Origin of the sequence: Noviluteimonas lactosilytica (assembly GCF_020866925.1) — a bacterium.
GTDB lineage: Bacteria > Pseudomonadota > Gammaproteobacteria > Xanthomonadales > Xanthomonadaceae > Noviluteimonas > Noviluteimonas lactosilytica.
The window spans coordinates 748,239-766,306 of record NZ_JAJGAK010000001.1 but is presented as its reverse complement, the minus strand read 5'-3'; the positions used below and the strand labels follow the sequence as shown (position 1 = coordinate 766,306).

The window sequence follows — 18,068 nt, the reverse complement described above, 5'->3', positions numbered from 1 at the left end:
GTCGTCCTGATGGTTCGCCTCTCCCCGAGGCACGGGCAGGGTAGCGAAGCCGTACAGCCGCTCCAAGTGGCGCGGGGTCGCGAAGAATGATGAATCGCGCCCATTCCCGGGACGTCGTGCGCTTTCGGTAGCGGTCAGACCTCGAGGGTAGCGAGGTCGCCCTTCGATTCGAGCCAGGTCTTGCGGTCGCCGGCGCGCTTCTTCGCCAGCAGCATGTCCATCAGCGAGCGGGTCTCGCCGTCGTCGTCGACCGTGAGCTGGACCAGGCGGCGCGTGTCGGGGTGGATGGTCGACTCGCGCAACTGCTGCGGGTTCATTTCGCCCAGGCCCTTGAAGCGGGTGACGTGGACGGCGCCCTTCATCTTTTCGCGCTCGATGCGTTCCAGCAGCAGGCGCTTCTCTTCTTCGTCGAGTGCGTAGAACACCTGCTTGCCCACGTCGACGCGGAACAGCGGCGGCATCGCGACGAACACGTGGCCGGCGGCGACGAGGGCGGGGAAGTGCTTGAGGAACAACGCCGTGAGCAGCGTGGCGATGTGCAGGCCGTCGGAGTCGGCGTCGGCGAGGATCACCACCTTGCCGTAGCGCAACCCGCCGATGTCGTCCTTGCCCGGGTCGCAACCGATCGCGACGGCGAGGTCGTGCACTTCGGTCGAGCCGAGCACGCTGCCCGACGCGACTTCCCACGTATTGAGGATCTTGCCGCGCAGCGGGAGGATCGCCTGGAAATCCTTGTCGCGCGCCTGGCGCGCGCTGCCGCCCGCCGAATCGCCTTCGACGAGGAACAGTTCGGTGCGCGACAGGTCCTGCGAGATGCAGTCGGCGAGCTTGCCGGGCAACGCGGGGCCCTGCGTGACCTTCTTGCGGACGATCTGCTTCTCGGTCTTCAGGCGCGCGCTCGCGCGCTCGATCGCGAGTTGCGCGATGCGCGTGCCCATCTCGACGTGCTGGTTGAGCCACAGCGAGAACGCGTCGTGCGCGGCGCCTTCGACGAAACCGGCGGCCTGGCGCGAGGAGAGGCGTTCCTTGGTCTGGCCGCTGAACTGCGGGTCGGTCATCTTCAGCGACAGCACGAAGGCGACGCGGTCCCACACGTCTTCCGGCGCGAGCTTCACGCCGCGCGGCAGCAGCGAGCGGAAGTCGCAGAACTCGCGCAACGCATCGGTGAAACCGGTGCGCAGGCCGTTGACGTGCGTGCCGTGCTGCGCGGTGGGAATCAGGTTGACGTAGCTTTCCTGCACGAGCTCGCCTTCGGGCACCCACGCGACGGCCCAGTCGACGATCTCGGTGTCCTTCTTCAACGAACCGACGAACAACTCCGGCGGCAGGATCTCGCGCTGGCCTTCGGTCGCGAGTTCGCCGCGCAGGTAGTCGCGCAGGCCGTCCTCGTAATGCCATTGCGCGCGTTCGCCGCTGGCTTCGTCGAACAGCGACACCGACAGGCCGGGGCACAGCACCGCCTTCGCGCGCAGCAGGTGCTTGAGCGAACGCAGGTTGAACTTGTTGGTGTCGAAGTACTTCGCGTCGGGCCAGAAGCGCAGGCGCGTGCCGGTGTTCTTCTTGCCGACGGTGCCGACGACTTCCAGCTTCGAGGCGCGGTCGCCGTCGGCGAAGGCCATGTGGTACTCGTTGCCTTCGCGCTTGATGAAGACGTCGACCTTCTTCGAGAGCGCGTTCACCACGCTCACGCCCACGCCGTGCAGGCCGCCGGAGAAGGTGTAGTTCTTGTTGCTGAACTTGCCGCCCGCGTGGAGGCGCGTGAGGATCAGCTCGATGCCCGGGATCTTCTCTTCCGGGTGGATGTCGACCGGCATGCCGCGGCCGTTGTCGGCCACTTCGCAGCTGCCGTCGGCGTGCAGCACGACTTCGATCGCGTCGGCATGGCCGGCGAGCGCTTCGTCCACCGCGTTGTCGATGACTTCCTGGGCGAGGTGGTTCGGCCGCGCCGTGTCGGTGTACATGCCGGGGCGGCGCTTGACCGGATCGAGGCCGGAGAGGACTTCGATGTCGGCGGCGTTGTAGCGGGAGTTCATTCGTGCGGCGTCTGCGAAATGCGGCGGGGGATGCGTGCTTCCCGAAGGATAGCGTGAACGACCGGTGATTCACGCCCCGACCAAGCGGCCGCGCGTAGGTTGCTCGTCATCGCGAAAGCGAGGAGGACGAAGGATGCGCACTCCACTGTTGTTGCTCGCGCTGGCCGGCGCGCTCGCGTTGCCTGCGGCGCATGCGCAGACCGCCGCGCCGAAGGCCACGCCGAATCCCGCGCCCGCGGCCAGGCCGTCGACCACGGTCGCCGCGAAGCCGGCCCCCAGGCCCGGCGTCCAGGAAGGCATGCGGCTGGGGGCGAACATCGCCGACCTGGTGAAGGCCGCCGCACAAGCGCAGGCCGCCGCGCGGGCGAAGGCGCAGGCCGCCCCGCAACCCGCGCAAACGCAGGCGGCGACAGGCACGCAGGGCGAAGCGGTCGCCGCGACGCCGGTCCCCTGAGGCCCCTCGCGTCGGCAACCCGAATGCGACGAAGGTCGCGGGAAAGGGCCGGTCCCGGTAGACTACGGCTTTCCGGAAGCCTGCTTTCCCATGACGCCCTCAGTTTCCAGGACGCCGCTCGTGTTCGTCACCGGCGGCGTGGTGTCCTCGCTCGGCAAGGGCATCGCCGCGGCCTCGCTGGCCGCCATCCTCGAAGCGCGCGGTCTGCGCGTGACGATGATGAAGCTCGACCCCTACATCAACGTCGATCCGGGCACGATGAGCCCGTTCCAGCATGGTGAGGTGTACGTCACCGACGACGGCGCCGAAACCGACCTCGACCTCGGCCACTACGAGCGCTACGTCCGCATGCGTCTTTCGCGGAAGCACTCGATCACCACCGGCCGCATCTACGAGAACGTGATCCGCAAGGAGCGCCGCGGCGACTACCTCGGCGGGACCGTGCAGGTCATCCCGCACATCACCGACGAGATCAAGCGCTGCATCGACGATGCGACCGCGGGCTTCGATGTCGCGCTGGTCGAAATCGGCGGCACGGTCGGCGACATCGAGTCGCTGCCGTTCCTCGAGGCGATCCGCCAGATCCGCACCGAGCGTGGCGCCGAAGCCGCGTTGTTCATGCACCTCACGCTGGTCCCGTACATCGCGGCCGCAGGCGAGCTGAAGACCAAGCCGACCCAGCACTCGGTGAAGGAACTGCGCTCGATCGGTATCCAGCCCGACATCCTGCTGTGCCGCAGCGAGCAGCCGCTGCCCGACGGCGAGCGCCGCAAGATCGCGTTGTTCACCAACGTGCCGGAGAAGGCGGTCATTTCGGCCGTCGACCTCGACAACATCTACAAGATCCCGATGTGGCTGCATGGGCAGGGCCTCGACAAGATCGTCGTCGAACGCCTCGGCCTGTCCGCGAAGGCCGCGCCCGAAGCCGACCTGTCGGAATGGGAAGCCGTCGTCGACGCCGCCGAACATCCGGTCGACGACGTCACCATCGCCGTGGTCGGCAAGTACGTCGACCACCAGGACGCGTACAAGTCGCTGGCCGAAGCGCTCAAGCACGGCGGCCTGCGCCAGCGCACGCGCGTGCGCCTGAAGTGGATGGAGTCTTCCGACGTCGAGAAGGACGGCGGCAAGGCGCTCGAAGGCGTCGACGGCATCCTCGTGCCGGGCGGCTTCGGCGACCGCGGGTTCGAAGGCAAGGTGATGACCGCGCAATACGCGCGCGAACACCAGGTGCCGTACTTCGGCATCTGCTACGGCATGCAGGCCGCGGTGGTCGATTACGCGCGCCACGTGCTCAACCTGCCCGACGCCAATTCCACCGAAAACGACAAGCAGTCGGCGCACCCGGTGATCGGCCTGATCACCGAATGGCGCACCGCCAGCGGCGACGTCGAACGTCGCAACGAAGAAAGCGACCTCGGCGGCACGATGCGCCTCGGCCTGCAGGACCAGCGCATCAAGCCGGGCACGCTCGCGCACCAGGTGTACGGCAAGGACGTGGTCGGCGAACGCCACCGCCATCGCTACGAGTTCAACAACCGCTATCGCACGCAGCTCGAAGACGCGGGCCTGGTCATCAGCGCGAAATCGATGGACGACCTGCTCGTCGAGATGATCGAACTGCCGCAGTCGAAGCATCCGTGGTTCCTGGCGTGCCAGGCGCACCCGGAATTCCTGTCGACGCCGCGCGACGGCCATCCGCTGTTCGTCGGCTTCATCCGTGCCGCCCGCGAACACAAGGCCGGCGGTCGATTGCTCAAGGAGGCGAGCGCCTGATGTCGAACAGCATGAAACTTGCAGGTTTCGAGGTTGGCCTGCACAAGCCGTTCTTCCTCATCGCCGGTCCCTGCGTCATCGAATCGATGGAATTGCAGATGGAGACGGCCGGCAAGCTGAAGGAAATCACGGGCGAACTCGGGATTCCCTTCATCTTCAAGTCCTCGTTCGACAAGGCGAACCGCACCAGCGGCACGTCGTTCCGCGGCCCGGGCCTGGAAGAAGGCCTGAAGGTGCTGGGTGAAGTGAAGCGCCAGTTGAACGTGCCGGTGCTCACCGACGTGCACGAATACACGCCGATGGAGGAAGTCGCCTCCGTCGTCGACGTGCTGCAGACGCCCGCGTTCCTGTGCCGCCAGACCGACTTCATCCAGAACGTCGCGCGCGCCGGCAAGCCGGTGAACATCAAGAAGGGCCAGTTCCTGTCGCCGTGGGAAATGAAGCATGTCGCCGCGAAGGCGAAGGCGACCGGCAACCAGGACATCATGGTCTGCGAGCGCGGCGCGAGCTTCGGCTACAACAACCTCGTCAGCGACATGCGTTCGCTGTCGGTGATGCGCGACACCGGTTGCCCGGTGGTGTTCGACGCGACGCACTCGGTGCAGTTGCCCGGCGGCGCGGAAGGCAAGAGCGGCGGCCAGCGCGAATTCGTGCCGGTGCTCTCGCGCGCGGCGATGGCGGTGGGCATCGCCGGCATCTTCATGGAAACGCACCCCGATCCGGACAAGGCGCTGAGCGACGGTCCGAATGCGTGGCCGCTGCCGAAGATGCGCGCGCTGCTCGAGACGCTGCTCGAAATCGACCGCATCACCAAGAAGAACGGATTCCTGGAAACCAACTGACCTACATGGCCACCATCTCGAAGATCCACGCGCGCGAAATCCTCGACAGCCGCGGCAATCCCACCCTCGAAGCGGAAGTGACCCTCGCCGACGGCAGCTTCGGCCGCGCGATGGTGCCCTCGGGCGCGTCCACCGGCACGAAGGAAGCGGTCGAACTGCGCGACGGCGACAAGACGCGCTACCTCGGCAAGGGCGTGCGTAACGCGGTCAACAACGTCAACACGACGATCGCGAATGCGCTGCACGGATTCGACGGCGACCAGGAAGCGCTCGACCGCCGCCTGATCGACCTCGACGGCACCGAGAACAAGGGCCGCCTGGGCGCGAACGCGCTGCTCGGCGTTTCGCTCGCGAATGCGCACGCGCAGGCCGCGTCGAACAAGATGCCGCTGTGGCGCTGGCTCGCGCAGGGCAACAGCGTCGAACTCCCGGTGCCGATGATGAACATCGTCAACGGCGGCGCGCATGCCGACAACAACGTCGACCTGCAGGAGTTCATGGTGCTGCCGGTCGGCTTCGATTCGTTCGCCGAATCGCTGCGCGCCGGCACCGAGATCTTCCACGCGCTGAAGTCGGTGCTGAAGGGCCGCGGCCTCAGCACTGCGGTCGGCGACGAAGGCGGCTTCGCGCCCGACCTGCGTTCGAACGAAGAAGCGCTGGAAACCATCCTCGAAGCGATCGGCAAGGCCGGCTGCAAGGCGGGCGAGGACGTGCTGCTCGGCCTCGACGTCGCCTCCAGCGAGTTCTTCGAGAACGGCAAGTACAACCTCACCGGCGAAGGCAAGCGCCTGACGTCGGAGCAGTTCGTCGACTTCCTCGCCGGCTGGTGCGCGCAGTACCCGATCATCACGATCGAAGACGGCATGGGCGAACACGACTGGGCCGGCTGGAAGCTGCTCACCGAACGCCTCGGCAACAAGGTGCAGCTGGTCGGCGACGATCTGTTCGTCACCAATCCGCGCATCTTCAAGGACGGCATCGAGCAGGGCGTGGCCAACGCGATCCTGGTCAAGGTCAACCAGATCGGCACGCTGACCGAAACGCTGGAAGCGATCGCGATGGCCGACAAGGCGCGTTACGCAGCGGTCGTCTCGCACCGTTCCGGCGAAACCGAAGACACGACGATCGCCGACATCGCGGTGGCGACCACGGCGACGCAGATCAAGACCGGTTCGCTGTGCCGTTCCGATCGCGTGGCGAAGTACAACCAGCTGCTGCGCATCGAAGAACAACTCGGCGCCGCCGCCCGTTACGCCGGCCGCAACGCGTTCGTCTCGCTGAAGCGCTGACGCCGCGATGCGCGCGATTCGCCCTTCGCGTGTGATGGTGGTGCTGCTGCTGGTGCTCGCGGCGTTGCTCGCGTTCCTGCAGTGGCGGCTGTGGTTCGGCCACGGCGGCGCGGGCGAAGTGCAGGAGCTGTCGTCGCAGGTGGAACGCCAGGCGCGCGACAACGGCGGCCTTCGCCAGCGCAACGACGAGGTCGCCGCGGAAGTGGAAGACCTCAAGTCGGGCGAAGCGGCGGTCGAAGAACGCGCGCGCAGCGAGCTCGGCATGATCAAGCCGGGCGAAACGTTCTATCGCGTGGTCGAACCGGCATCCGGTTCGACCAGCGCCGAGCCCGCCACCGCGGAGACCGCGCCGTGATCTGGGCCATCGTGCCCGCGGCCGGGCGCGGTTCGCGCTACGGCGGCGAAATTCCCAAGCAGTATCTCGACATCGCCGGCGTGCCGCTGATCGCGTACTCGCTGCGCGCGGTGCTCGCGCATCCATCGGTGCAAGGCGCGATGGTGGTGTTGTCGGAAGACGACGCCTCATGGCCGGGCTGGACGCAGATCGACGGCAAGCCGGTGCGCACATGCATCGGCGGCGCGGAACGCGCGGACTCGGTGCTCGCGGGTTTGTCTGCATTGCCCGACGACGTGCGACCCGACGACTTCGTCCTCGTGCACGACGCCGCGCGCCCGCACCTGCGCGCGTCGGATCTCGAACGCCTGCTCGACCTCGGTCGAGGCGATCCGGTCGGCGCGATCCTCGCCACACCCGTGCGCGATACGTTGAAGCGCGCCGGCGGCGACGGTGGCATCGATGCGACCGAACCGCGCGAACGCCTGTGGCGCGCGCTCACGCCGCAACTGTTCCGCCGCCTGCAACTCACGCGCGCGCTCGAAGCCGCGCGCGATGCAGGCATCGCGGTCACCGACGAATCGATGGCGATGGAACGCCAGGGCCATCGTCCGCTGCTGGTCGAAGGCAGCGACGACAACCTCAAGGTCACCACGCCCGCGGACCTTCCGCTCGCCGAATTCCTGCTGCGCTTCACGCGCGAACGCAACATGCCGGAGTCGAACACATGAATTGCCGCATCGGCCAGGGCTTCGACGTGCATGCGTTCGGGCCCGGCGACCACGTGATGCTCGGCGGCGTGCGCGTGACGCACGACCGCGGCGTGATCGCGCATTCCGACGGCGACGTGATCCTGCACGCGCTGTGCGACGCGTTGCTGGGCGCGATGGCGCTGGGCGATATCGGCAAGCACTTCCCGCCGAGCGATCCGCGCTGGAAGGACGCCGACAGCCGCCTGTTCCTGCGCCACTGCCGCCAGTTGCTCGCCGAACATCGGTGGTCGATCGGCAATGCCGACATCACCGTGCTGTGCGAACGCCCGCGCATCGGTCCGCACGCCAACGCGATGCGCGGCCTGATCGCGGCCGACCTCGGTGTCGCGGTCGACGCGATCTCGATCAAGGCGACGACGACCGAAAAGCTCGGCTTCACCGGTCGCGAAGAAGGCATCGCCGCGCAGGCCGTGTGCCTGCTCGTGCGCGAGTGAGCGCGCTCGACAACGCCGCGACGCCCAACGCCTTCGGCGGCCCGGTGCTGCGTGCGCGGATGCGCGCGACGCCGGAAGACTTCCGCGTCGACGAACTCGACGCCTTCGAAGCGAGCGGGCAGGGCGAACACCTGCTGCTCACCATCGAGAAGCGCGGCATGAACACCGCGTTCGCCGCCCGGCGCCTCGCGCAGTGGGCCGGCATTCCCGAGATGGGCGTGAGCTACGCGGGCCTGAAGGATCGGCACGCGGTGACGACGCAGCGCTTCACCGTGCACCTGCCGAAGAAGATCGCGCCCGATCTCGCGGCGCTCGAATCCGACGACATGCGCGTGCTCGCCTCGACGTGGCACGCGCGTAAGTTGCCGCGCGGCGCGTTGGCGGGAAATCGCTTCGTGCTCGTGCTGCGCGACGTCGAGGGTGAACACGCCGCGATCGAAGGACGCCTGCGCGCGATCCAGGCGCGCGGCGTGCCGAACTTCTTCGGCGAACAACGCTTCGGCCGCCACGGCGACAACGTGGCGCAGGCGATCGCGATGTTCCGCGGTCGGCGCGTGAAGCGCGAGGAGCGCACGCTGTTGTTGTCCGCCGCGCGATCGGTGTTGTTCAACCGCGTGCTGGCGCAACGCGTCGCGGACGACAAATGGGATCGCGCGCTCGACGGCGAAGTGTGGATGCTCGACGGTTCGCGCAGCGTGTTCGGGCCCGAGCCGTTCGACGATGCGCTCGCGGCGAGGCTCGCGGCGTTCGACATCCATCCGACCGGTCCGCTGTGGGGCGAAGGCGAACTGCGCACGACGGGCGCCGCGCGCGAACTCGAACTGGCGGCGATGGCCGACGAGGAATCGCTCGCGGTGCGCGCGGGGCTCGAGGACGCACGCCTGAAGCAGGAGCGGCGCGCGCTGCGTTTGCGGCCGACGCAGATGACGTGGGAGTGGCCCGCGCACGACGTGCTGCAGCTGTCGTTCGAATTGCCGCCGGGCAGTTACGCGACGACGGTGCTGGAACAGATCGGCGAGGTCTGAGGCGAACGAGGCCTAGCGCTTCGCTGCCAGCAACACGAGCACCGCGCCGGTGCCGCCCTGGTTCGCCGGCGCACTCGCGAACGCGAGGACATCGGCGCGATGGCGCAGCATCCGGTCGACCAGGTTCTTCAGCACCGGGTGCTTGCTGTCGCCGTTCAACCCCTTGCCGTGGATGATGCGCACGCAGCCGATGCCGTGCTGGCGCGCGTGGTTCAGGAATTCGCGGAGCATCGCTTCGGCCTGGCGGGCGTCGCTCCAGTGCAGGTCGAGTTCCTCCTGTGCGCTGAACTCCCCGCGGCGCAGGCGCTGCAGCGTGCGCGGCGGCACGGTGTCGCGGCGGTAGGCGAGGGCATCGCCGGCCTCGAGTGCGTCGGCGGTGACGGCGCGGCGGAATTCCGACATCGCTTCGGCTTCGTCGCGCTGCGCCATGCGCGGCGCGGCCTTCGGGCGCGGCTTCGCGGGCGGCAGCTCGCTCGCCGGCAGTTCGCGCACGGGGCCGATCGCGTCGCGGAACAGCGCGGCGTCGTCTTCTGGCGCGTCCGGCGGCGGGGACTGGTGCGACTTGCGTGTCATGCCACAAGCCTTGGGGAAGCTTCGGCTATGATGCCCTCGTCGCCGGAAGGACAACAGCTTTGCGCGTATTGGTCAGCAACGACGACGGTGTCGACGCCCCCGGCATCCGGATCCTCGCCCAGGGGCTGCGCGACGCGGGACATTCCGTCACCGTGGTCGCGCCCGACCGCGATCGCAGCGGCGCGAGCAATTCGCTCACCCTCGACGGGCCCGTGCGCGTGCTGCGCATGGAGGACGGCAGGTTCCGTGTGTATGGAACGCCGACCGACTGCGTGCACGTCGCCATCACCGGCATGCTCGAGGAAGAGCCTGACATCGTCGTCTCCGGCATCAACACCACCGCGAACATGGGCGACGACGTGATCTATTCCGGCACCGTCGCCGCCGCGATGGAAGGCCGCTTCCTCGGCCTGCCCGCGGTCGCCGTGTCGCTCGCGGCCGCCGACCACGATGGCCGGCATTACGAAACGGCCGCGCGCGCCGCGGTGGAAATCATCGCGCGCCTCGCGGTCGATCCGCTGCCGGCCGACACGATCCTCAACGTCAACGTGCCCGACCTCGCGTGGGAAGACGTGAAGGGCTTCGAGGTCACGCGCCTGGGCAATCGCCATCGCGCCGAACCGTGCCTGCCGCAACAGGATCCGCGCGGCCGCACGTGGTGGTGGATCGGCGCCGCCGGCCCCGAGCAGGACGCTGGTCCCGGTACCGATTTCCACTCGTTGCGCACCGGCCACATTTCGATCACGCCGATCCACGTCGACCTCACGCGCTACCAGGCGCTGGACCAGGTCGCGAGCTGGGTCGGTGGACTCGCCGCGTCGCTCGACGAAACCTCGCTCGACAAGAGCGGCTCGGCGGAGGGCCGCGCATGACCGCGCGCATCCACCTGCATTCGGGCGCGGTCGGCGTCGGCATGACGTCGCAGCGCGTGCGCGATCGCCTGATCGAACGCCTGCGTGCGAACGGCATCAATGATGAGCGCGTGCTCAACGCGATCCGCGCGGTGCCGCGCCATTTGTTCGTCGACGAAGCGCTCGCCACGCGCGCATACGAAGACACCGCGTTGCCGATCGGCCACGGGCAGACGATTTCGCAGCCGTGGGTCGTGGCGAAGATGACCGAGACGCTGCTCGAGACCGCGCGCCCCGCCGGTGCGCCGACGATGCGCGTGCTCGAGATCGGCACGGGCTCGGGCTACCAGGCCGCGATCCTCGCGGCGCTGGGGCTGGAGGTCTTCACCGTCGAGCGTATCGGCGAGCTGCTGCGCATCGCGCGCAAACGCTTCCGCACGCTCGGCTTCCACATTCGCAGCAAGCACGACGACGGCCGCATCGGCTGGCCGGAGCTCGCGCCGTTCGACGCGATCATCGTCACCGCCGCCGCGCCCGCGCTCGTCGATGCGCTCACCGCGCAGCTCGCGCCGGGCGGCACGCTGGTGTGCCCGGTCGGTGCGAGCGGCGGACAGACGCTGATCCGCTTGCGCAAGGACGAATCCGGCGCGATCGACGAGGCGCAGCTCGCGCCCGTCGTCTTCGTGCCGCTGTTGCCAGGGATGGTGGATTGACGATGAAGTTGTTCGGGCCGCTCTACGAAAAGACGATCAGGCTTGCGCGCCACCCACGCGCGTCGTGGTGGCTGGTCGTGCTGAGTTTCTTCGAGGCGATCATCTTCCCGATCATGCCGGAAGTGATGCTGTTGCCCATGTGCGTGGCGCAGCCGCGGCGCGGGTTCTGGTTCGCATCGATCAGCCTCGCCGGTTCGATGGTCGGCGCGGTGGTCGGCTATTACCTGGGGCATTACGCGTTCGCGGTGGTCAAGCCGCTGTTCGCTTCGCTCGGGATGCTGCACGGCATCGAGGCGGGCATCGCGGTCATCCAGGAAAAGATGATCGAATCGCCGTGGGCCGTGTTCGGCATGCTGGTGCTGGCCGGCTTCTCGCCGATCCCGATGAAGGTGTTCACGTGGGCCTCGGGCGTCGTCGGCGTGCCGATGCTGCCGTACCTGGCGAGCATGTTCGTCGGTCGCGGCAAGCGCGTGTACCTGCTCGCGCTGATCGTGCGCCTGGGCGGGGAACGCGCCGAGCGCATGCTGCACAAATACATCGAACCGGTCGGCTGGGTCGCGATGGTGTTGCTGGTCGGCCTGGTTGGCTGGGCCGTCGTGCAGGCGCGCGCGGCGGGCGTGGCATGACGACGGCGACGCGCGCACTCGTTCGCGTGGTGGCCGTCGCGGCGATCGGCGTCGTGCTGGTCGCGTGCGGCAGCAGCCAGGTGTATCGCAGCGGTTCGACATCGAAGCCGCCGCGCGTGTCGACGCCGAAGCCCGGCGCCAGCGCAGTCGTGCAGAAGGGCGACACGCTGTACGGCATCGCGTTCCGCAACGGCATCGACGTGCGCGACCTCGCGGCGTGGAATCGCATCGGTCCGCCGTACACGATCTATCCGGGCCAGCGGTTGAACCTGTATCCGAAGTCGGGCGGCACCTTCGCATCGACGCCGACGCGTCCGACGACGAAGCCCACGACGCCCACAGCGCCGCGCCCCGCGACGCCGACCACGACGCCGCGTCCCGCAACGCCGCCGCCCGCGGCGAGCCCCATCGCGTGGACCTGGCCGGCGTCGGGCAACATCCTCAACGGTTACGTCGACGGTGAACCGACGAAGCAGGGCATCGACATCGCCGGCAACGGCGGCGATCCCGTGCGCGCGGCGGGCGACGGCGTCGTCGTGTATTCCGGCGCGGGCCTGGTCGGTTACGGCGAGCTGATCATCGTCAAGCACAACGACGCGTGGCTGTCCGCGTACGGCCACAACCGTTCGCGCTTGGTCAACGAAGGGCAGATCGTCAAGGGCGGGCAGCAGATCGCCGAACTCGGACGCACGGGTGCGGCGCGCGAGATGCTGCACTTCGAGATCCGCTACAACGGCAAGCCGGTCGATCCGCAGGCGTATTTGCCGAAGAGGCGGTAAAGCGGGAAACGGGAAACGAAAAGCGGGAAACGAAAAGCGGGAAACGGGAGATCGGCGTCGACTTCGGCTCGTAGACCTGCGAGCCGAAGCGAAGGCCAATCTCCCGTTTCCCGCTTCTTGTTTCCCGTTTCCCCGCTCTTGCTTACGGAAACACAAACGCGGCCACGACGCGCCGCCCTTCGCCCGCCAGCACGCTGTACGTCCGCGCGGCCGCCGCGTTGTCCATCACTTCCAGCCCGATGCCCTGGGACAGGCATGCGTGCATCACTTTCGGCGACGGGAATTTCTGCTGCGGCCCGGTGCCGAGCACGATCAACTCGGGTTGCAGCGCGAACAGCGGCGCGAGATCGCCGGGCTCCATCTGCGTGGCGTCGACCACCGGCCAATCTTCGATCAGCGACTCGGGCGCGATCGCGAAGCTGCGCACGATCTCGCGTTCGTTCACCAGCGCGTGGCGACCGTCGGCGCCGCGCAGGTACCAGGTGTAATCGGGGCGTTCGAGGTTCAGCTGCATGGCGCGGTGGACATTGCGCGAAGGGGTTCAGCCGCGGGGCAGGACGATCTGCCGCTTGTCCTTGCTCGGCTTGTACAGCACGGCGGTATGGCCGATGCGTTGGACCAGTGCGGCGCCCGCGCGTTCGGCGAGCTCGGCGATCATGGCGTCGCGGACCTCGCGGTCCTCGGCGGCGACCTTCACCTTGATGAGCTCGTGTTGCTCGAGCGCGTTGGCGACTTCGGTCACCAGGGCGTCGGTGATTCCCTTTCCTCCGACCTGCAGCATGGCCCTGAGGTCGTGCGCCTGACCGCGAAGGAAACGGGTCTGCGCACTGGTCAACTGAACTGCGGACGGCATCGGGGATCGCGGGGGCTGAACGGGGGAGGGGCAGGGTATCATGGCTCCCCCGTCGGACTCCTTCGCATGGCCACTCGCAGCAAGTCCAGCCAGCGCTGGTTGAAGGAACACTTTTCCGACCCCTACGTGAAGAAGGCGCAGGCCGAGGGCCTGCGTTCGCGCGCGGCCTTCAAGCTGGAGGAACTGGTCGAGCGCGACCGGCTGCTGAAGCCCGGCATGGTCGTGGTCGACCTCGGCGCGGCGCCGGGCGGGTGGTCGCAGTGGGTCCGGCAGGAGCTCGACCGGCTGTCGCCCAGCCTCCAGGACCCCGGCCGCATCATTGCGCTGGACATCCTGGAGATGCCCGGGCTCGCCGGCGTCGAGTTCCTTCATGGCGATTTCAGGGACGATGACGTGTTATCACGCCTGGAAGCCTCCCTCGGGAACCAGCCGGTCGACCTTGTGTTGAGCGACATGGCCCCCAACAAGAGTGGCGTGGATGCGGTCGACCAACCGCGGGCCATGCACTTGGCGGAACTGGCGATGGATTTCGCCGACCGCCATCTGAAGCCCGGCGGCACGTTCCTGATCAAGCTGTTCCAGGGCGTGGGTTTCGACGATTACGTGCGGCAGCTGCGGCGGCGTTATGCCAAGGTAGCCATCCGCAAGCCTGCGGCCTCGCGGAAGCGATCGCCGGAGGTGTACGCCCTGGCACAGGGCAGGTTGGCCGGAAGGCCGGCGGACTAGTTAAAGCGACTCCCGGGTGGAGTACAGGATGAACGACTTGGCCAAGAATCTGATGTTGTGGGTGGTCGTCGCCGTCGTCTTGATGGTGGTGTTCCAGAGTTTCAGCCCGAAGATGGGCGGCGGCCAGGAAGTCGTCTATTCGTCATTCCAGGACGACGTCGTCAACGACCGCATCAAGAAGGTCGATTTCGCCGAAGACGAAAAGACGATCACCTTCGAGAAGAAGGACGGCGGGAAGGGCACCACCGTGGCGCCGCGCCGCGACGAAGGCCTCGTCGACGATCTCATTCGCCACAAGGTCGAGATCAAGCAGGCGCCGCCGTCGAGCGGCGTGTCGCTGCTCGCGATCCTGATCAACATCGGTCCGTTGCTGCTCTTCATCGGCATCTGGATCTACTTCATGCGGCAGATGCAGCAGGGCGGCGGCAAGGGCGCGATGTCCTTCGGCCGTTCGCGCGCCAAGCTGCTCAACGAAGACCAGACGAAGGTGACCTTCGCCGACGTCGCCGGCTGCGATGAAGCGAAGGACGAAGTCGCCGAGCTCGTCGAGTTCCTGCGCGACCCGGGCAAGTTCCAGAAGCTGGGCGGCAAGATCCCGCGCGGCGTGCTGATGGTCGGTCCTCCGGGCACCGGCAAGACGCTGCTCGCCAAGGCGATCGCCGGCGAAGCGAAGGTGCCGTTCTTCTCGATCTCCGGTTCGGACTTCGTCGAGATGTTCGTCGGCGTCGGTGCTTCGCGCGTGCGCGACATGTTCGAGCAGGCGAAGAAGCACGCGCCGTGCATCATCTTCATCGACGAAATCGACGCGGTCGGCCGCCATCGCGGCGCCGGTCTCGGCGGTGGCCACGACGAACGCGAGCAGACGCTCAACCAGCTGCTCGTCGAAATGGACGGTTTCGAAGGCGGCGAAGGCGTGATCGTGATCGCCGCGACCAACCGCCCCGACGTGCTCGACCCCGCGCTGCTGCGTCCGGGCCGCTTCGACCGCCAGGTCGTCGTGGGCCTGCCGGACGTCAAGGGCCGCGAACAGATCCTGCGCGTGCACATGCGCCGCGTGCCGCTGGCCGACGACGTCGAAGCGATGACCATCGCGCGCGGCACGCCGGGCTTCAGCGGCGCCGACCTCGCCAACCTCGTGAACGAAGCGGCGTTGTTCGCCGCGCGCGAGAACGCGAAGGACGTGCGCATGGAGCACTTCGATCGCGCGCGCGACAAGATCCTGATGGGTACCGAGCGTCGTTCGATGGCGATGAGCGAGCAGGAAAAGACGCTCACCGCGTACCACGAAGCGGGCCACGCGATCGTCGGCCGCCTCGTGCCGGAACACGACCCGGTCTACAAGGTCACGATCATTCCGCGCGGCCGCGCGCTGGGCGTGACGATGTACCTGCCGGAAGGCGACAAGTATTCGTACAACCGCACCGCGATCGAATCGATGCTGTGTTCGCTGTACGGCGGCCGCGTCGCCGAGGAACTGATCTTCGGCAACGACAAGGTCACCACCGGCGCGTCCAACGACATCGAGCGCGCGACCAAGATGGCGCGCAACATGGCGACCAAGTGGGGCCTGTCGGACGAACTCGGCCCGATCGCCTACGGTGAGGAAGAAGACGAAGTGTTCCTGGGCCGTTCGGTCACGCAGCACAAGAACGTCTCCGACGACACCGCGCGCAAGATCGACGAAGTCGTGCACGGCATCCTGGACAAGGCGTACAACCGCACCAAGGCGATCCTCACGGAGAACCTCGACAAGCTGCACGTGATGGCCAAGACGCTGCTCGAGTACGAAACCATCGACGTGCCGCAGATCGACGCGATCATGGAAGGCCGCGACCCGCCGCCGCCGGCGGGCTGGACCAAGACGGCGAAGGGCGAAGCACGCCCGCTGCCGCCGATCGGCGGACCGGCCGCGCAGACTTGATGAACGCGATGCGGCCGCAGTCCGCGAGGTTTTGCGTTGATTGAATGACAGGGCTCCTTCGGGAGCCCTTGTCGTTTCCGGAACAGTAGAGCCGCGCCTGCATGCCCGACCTGGCCGCCCGCATCCGCAACACCTTCGGCGAATTCCGCCGCCGCCGCGTGTTCCGCGTGGCGGCCGTGTACCTGCTCGTCGGCTGGCTGCTGATCCAGGTCGCCGATGCGACGTTCGAGCCGATGGGGTTTCCCGCGTGGGCGCCGCGCCTGCTGATCGTGATCCTCGCGCTCGGCTTCGTGCTAACCTGTGCGCTCGCGTGGATCTACGACATCCAGCCGCACGGGATCGAACGCACGCCCGCATTGACGGACGCGGCCAATGCGCCGAACGCGTCGAATGCACAACGCGACGCATCGAATCCCGGCCGCCGCGCCACCGACGTCGCCTCGCAAGCGGGCATCGCCGTGCCCGTGACCGCCGCGCCGGTCGTTGCGCCACCGCCGGATGCGTCCGTCGCGATCCTCCCGTTCTCCGATCTCAGCGAAGCGCACGACCAGGATTATTTCTGCGACGGTCTCGCCGAGGAGATCCTCAACGCACTCTCGAAAGTGCGCGGCCTGCATGTCGCTTCGCGCACCGCGTCGTTCCGCTTCCGCGACGGCAGCGCGACGCCCGCCGACATCGGCCGCCAGTTGCAGGTCGCCGCGATCATGGAAGGCAGCGTGCGAAAGTCCGGCGACCGCGTGCGCGTCACCGCGCAGCTGGTCAACGCGTCGAACGGTTACCACCTGTGGTCGGAGAATTTCGACCGCAACCTCGAAGACATCTTCGCGATCCAGGAAGAGATCGCGCGCAACGTCGTGACCGCAGTGCGCCCGACGCTGCAAGCGCCGGTCGCCTTCGACCTGCAGAAGAAGGCGCCGCACGACATGCGCGCGTACGAGTTCTACCTGCGCGGCCGCCAGCTCGAAGGCCGCACGACCGAACTGTCGTGGAAGCAGGCGCCGTTGATGTTCCGCCGCGCGATCGAGATCGACCCGGAATACGCGCAGGCATGGGCGGGCCTCGCCGATTCGCTGTGCGAACTGTTGATGTGGCGCATGGAAGTCGCGCAGGGCGGCGCGCTCGACGAAGCGAAGGCCGCCGCGCACCGCGCGCTCGAACTCGATCCCAACCTCGCCGAAGCGCACGTCGCCAAGGCGCACGCGCTGTCGATGGCGCACGACCACGACGGCGCGACGGAAAGCTACGAGCGCGCGCTCGCACTGGACCCCGAGTTGTACGTCGGCAACTACTACTACGCGCGCGAATGCTGGACGCAGGGCCGCTACGCGCGCGCCGTCGACCTGTTCGAAGCCGCGCATCGCGCGCAGCCCGACGAGTTCCAGGCGATCGCGCTCTCGGTCGGCGCGGCGCACGCGGCGGGCGACGACGAACGCGCCAAACGCCTTGCGATGGAAGCGCTTGCGAGCGCGAGCCACCAGGCCGAAGTCGATCCCGAGAATGCGCGTGCGCATTATCTCGCCGCCGGCCTGATGCGGCACCTGGGCGTCGGCGACCACGGGCTTTCCTCGATCGAGCGCGCGCTGAAGATGCGGCCCGACGACTTCGACGTCCTCTACAACGCGGCCTGCTATTTCTCGCTGTCCAACAACGCCGACCGCGCACTCGACCTGCTCGACGAGGCCGTCGACAAGGGCCAGGGCTTCCTCGACTGGATCGAACACGACTCGGATTTCGAGAACGTGCAGCACCTGCCGCGGTTCAAGGCGATCATCGAGAAGTTGCGCCAGTCGTGAGCGATCCGCTGTTGCCCCCCGTCCTCGCCGCGCTCCTGCAGGCGGTGCTGTTCTGCGAAATGGTGTTCGGCTCGCGGCACTCGCGGGACCTGATGGCGGCGATCCTGCTGTACGGCGCGGCGACCGTGCTCGCGTGGTGGATCCTGCGCCCGCTCGCCGCGATCGCGAATCCGTTCGACGCCACGACGTGGAAGTGGATCCTGCTCGCCTTGTTTCCCCGTGCGTCGTGCCTCGTTTTGACCTGGCTGCTGCGCCGCATGCAGTGATCGCCCC

The 18,068-nt window shown here is 67.6% G+C and carries 20 protein-coding genes; 16 read left to right on the top strand and 4 right to left on the bottom strand.

Going from position 1 to position 18,068, the window contains the following annotated elements; all coding sequences use genetic code 11:
* Positions 1–134: 134 nt before the first annotated feature.
* Positions 135–2,033, bottom strand: coding sequence for a DNA topoisomerase IV subunit B (gene parE, locus LK996_RS03770; protein WP_230525815.1), 1,899 nt, complete (start codon positions 2,031–2,033; stop codon positions 135–137).
* A gap of 133 nt (positions 2,034–2,166) precedes the next feature.
* Here parE and LK996_RS03765 point away from each other — a divergent pair, with 133 nt between their 5' ends.
* The 8 genes from LK996_RS03765 (at position 2,167) to truD (ending at position 8,960) form a co-directional block, all read left to right on the top strand.
* Positions 2,167–2,487 carry a hypothetical protein gene (locus LK996_RS03765; RefSeq protein ID WP_230525814.1) on the top strand — a complete coding sequence of 107 codons (321 nt, stop codon included), beginning with the start codon at positions 2,167–2,169 and terminating at the stop codon, positions 2,485–2,487.
* Between the two features lie 90 nt (positions 2,488–2,577).
* Positions 2,578–4,263, top strand: a complete 1,686-nt coding sequence (pyrG, locus tag LK996_RS03760; RefSeq protein WP_230525813.1) for a CTP synthase — start codon at positions 2,578–2,580, stop codon at positions 4,261–4,263.
* Positions 4,264–4,274: 11 nt separating this feature from the next.
* Positions 4,275–5,105, top strand: a complete 831-nt coding sequence (gene kdsA, locus LK996_RS03755; RefSeq protein ID WP_230526823.1) for a 3-deoxy-8-phosphooctulonate synthase — start codon at positions 4,275–4,277, stop codon at positions 5,103–5,105.
* Positions 5,106–5,110: 5 nt separating this feature from the next.
* Positions 5,111–6,394 (top strand): phosphopyruvate hydratase, encoded by a 1,284-nt coding sequence (eno, locus tag LK996_RS03750; protein ID WP_230525812.1) that lies wholly within the window; start codon positions 5,111–5,113, stop codon positions 6,392–6,394.
* A 34-nt stretch (positions 6,395–6,428) separates the two neighbouring features.
* Entirely contained in the window at positions 6,429–6,749 is a 321-nt protein-coding gene (gene ftsB / locus LK996_RS03745; RefSeq protein WP_343225865.1) for a cell division protein FtsB, read from the top strand.
* On the top strand, positions 6,746–7,459 hold the full coding sequence (ispD, locus tag LK996_RS03740) for a 2-C-methyl-D-erythritol 4-phosphate cytidylyltransferase (protein WP_230525811.1): 714 nt from the start codon (positions 6,746–6,748) through the stop codon (positions 7,457–7,459). Before ftsB ends, ispD begins: the two co-directional genes overlap by 4 nt.
* Entirely contained in the window at positions 7,456–7,935 is a 480-nt protein-coding gene (ispF, locus tag LK996_RS03735) for a 2-C-methyl-D-erythritol 2,4-cyclodiphosphate synthase (protein WP_230525810.1), read from the top strand. The genes ispD and ispF overlap by 4 nt, the downstream gene beginning before the upstream one ends.
* On the top strand, positions 7,932–8,960 hold the full coding sequence (truD, locus tag LK996_RS03730) for a tRNA pseudouridine(13) synthase TruD (protein ID WP_343225847.1): 1,029 nt from the start codon (positions 7,932–7,934) through the stop codon (positions 8,958–8,960). The genes ispF and truD overlap by 4 nt, the downstream gene beginning before the upstream one ends.
* Before the next feature lie 12 nt (positions 8,961–8,972).
* Here truD and LK996_RS03725 read toward each other — a convergent pair whose 3' ends face one another.
* Positions 8,973–9,533: a Smr/MutS family protein gene (locus tag LK996_RS03725; protein ID WP_230525809.1), complete on the bottom strand. Its 561-nt coding sequence runs from the start codon at positions 9,531–9,533 to the stop codon at positions 8,973–8,975.
* 59 nt (positions 9,534–9,592) lie between these two features.
* Between LK996_RS03725 and surE the strand changes: the two genes are divergently transcribed.
* From surE to LK996_RS03705, 4 genes are read left to right on the top strand one after another with little or no spacing between them, the layout of a single operon-like run.
* On the top strand, positions 9,593–10,405 hold the full coding sequence (gene surE, locus LK996_RS03720; RefSeq protein ID WP_230525808.1) for a 5'/3'-nucleotidase SurE: 813 nt from the start codon (positions 9,593–9,595) through the stop codon (positions 10,403–10,405).
* Positions 10,402–11,097 (top strand): protein-L-isoaspartate(D-aspartate) O-methyltransferase, encoded by a 696-nt coding sequence (locus LK996_RS03715; RefSeq protein WP_230525807.1) that lies wholly within the window; start codon positions 10,402–10,404, stop codon positions 11,095–11,097. The genes surE and LK996_RS03715 overlap by 4 nt, the downstream gene beginning before the upstream one ends.
* A 2-nt stretch (positions 11,098–11,099) precedes the next feature.
* Positions 11,100–11,723 carry a YqaA family protein gene (locus LK996_RS03710; protein WP_230525806.1) on the top strand — a complete coding sequence of 208 codons (624 nt, stop codon included), beginning with the start codon at positions 11,100–11,102 and terminating at the stop codon, positions 11,721–11,723.
* Positions 11,720–12,502 (top strand): peptidoglycan DD-metalloendopeptidase family protein, encoded by a 783-nt coding sequence (locus tag LK996_RS03705; protein WP_230525805.1) that lies wholly within the window; start codon positions 11,720–11,722, stop codon positions 12,500–12,502. Before LK996_RS03710 ends, LK996_RS03705 begins: the two co-directional genes overlap by 4 nt.
* Positions 12,503–12,644: 142 nt before the next feature.
* Here the strand turns inward: LK996_RS03705 and LK996_RS03700 are convergent, their stop codons facing one another.
* Both LK996_RS03700 and yhbY read right to left on the bottom strand, forming a co-directional pair.
* Positions 12,645–13,016: an Mth938-like domain-containing protein gene (locus tag LK996_RS03700; protein WP_230525804.1), complete on the bottom strand. Its 372-nt coding sequence runs from the start codon at positions 13,014–13,016 to the stop codon at positions 12,645–12,647.
* Positions 13,017–13,043: 27 nt separating this feature from the next.
* Positions 13,044–13,355, bottom strand: coding sequence for a ribosome assembly RNA-binding protein YhbY (gene yhbY / locus LK996_RS03695; protein WP_230525803.1), 312 nt, complete (start codon positions 13,353–13,355; stop codon positions 13,044–13,046).
* A gap of 66 nt (positions 13,356–13,421) precedes the next feature.
* Between yhbY and rlmE the strand changes: the two genes are divergently transcribed.
* The 4 genes from rlmE (at position 13,422) to LK996_RS03675 (ending at position 18,061) form a co-directional block, all read left to right on the top strand.
* Positions 13,422–14,081 (top strand): 23S rRNA (uridine(2552)-2'-O)-methyltransferase RlmE, encoded by a 660-nt coding sequence (gene rlmE, locus LK996_RS03690; RefSeq protein WP_230525802.1) that lies wholly within the window; start codon positions 13,422–13,424, stop codon positions 14,079–14,081.
* Positions 14,082–14,109: 28 nt separating this feature from the next.
* Entirely contained in the window at positions 14,110–16,002 is a 1,893-nt protein-coding gene (ftsH, locus tag LK996_RS03685; protein WP_230525801.1) for an ATP-dependent zinc metalloprotease FtsH, read from the top strand.
* A gap of 101 nt (positions 16,003–16,103) precedes the next feature.
* On the top strand, positions 16,104–17,795 hold the full coding sequence (locus tag LK996_RS03680; protein ID WP_230525800.1) for a TPR end-of-group domain-containing protein: 1,692 nt from the start codon (positions 16,104–16,106) through the stop codon (positions 17,793–17,795).
* Positions 17,792–18,061: a hypothetical protein gene (locus tag LK996_RS03675; RefSeq protein WP_230525799.1), complete on the top strand. Its 270-nt coding sequence runs from the start codon at positions 17,792–17,794 to the stop codon at positions 18,059–18,061. Before LK996_RS03680 ends, LK996_RS03675 begins: the two co-directional genes overlap by 4 nt.
* Positions 18,062–18,068: the final 7 nt, after the last annotated feature.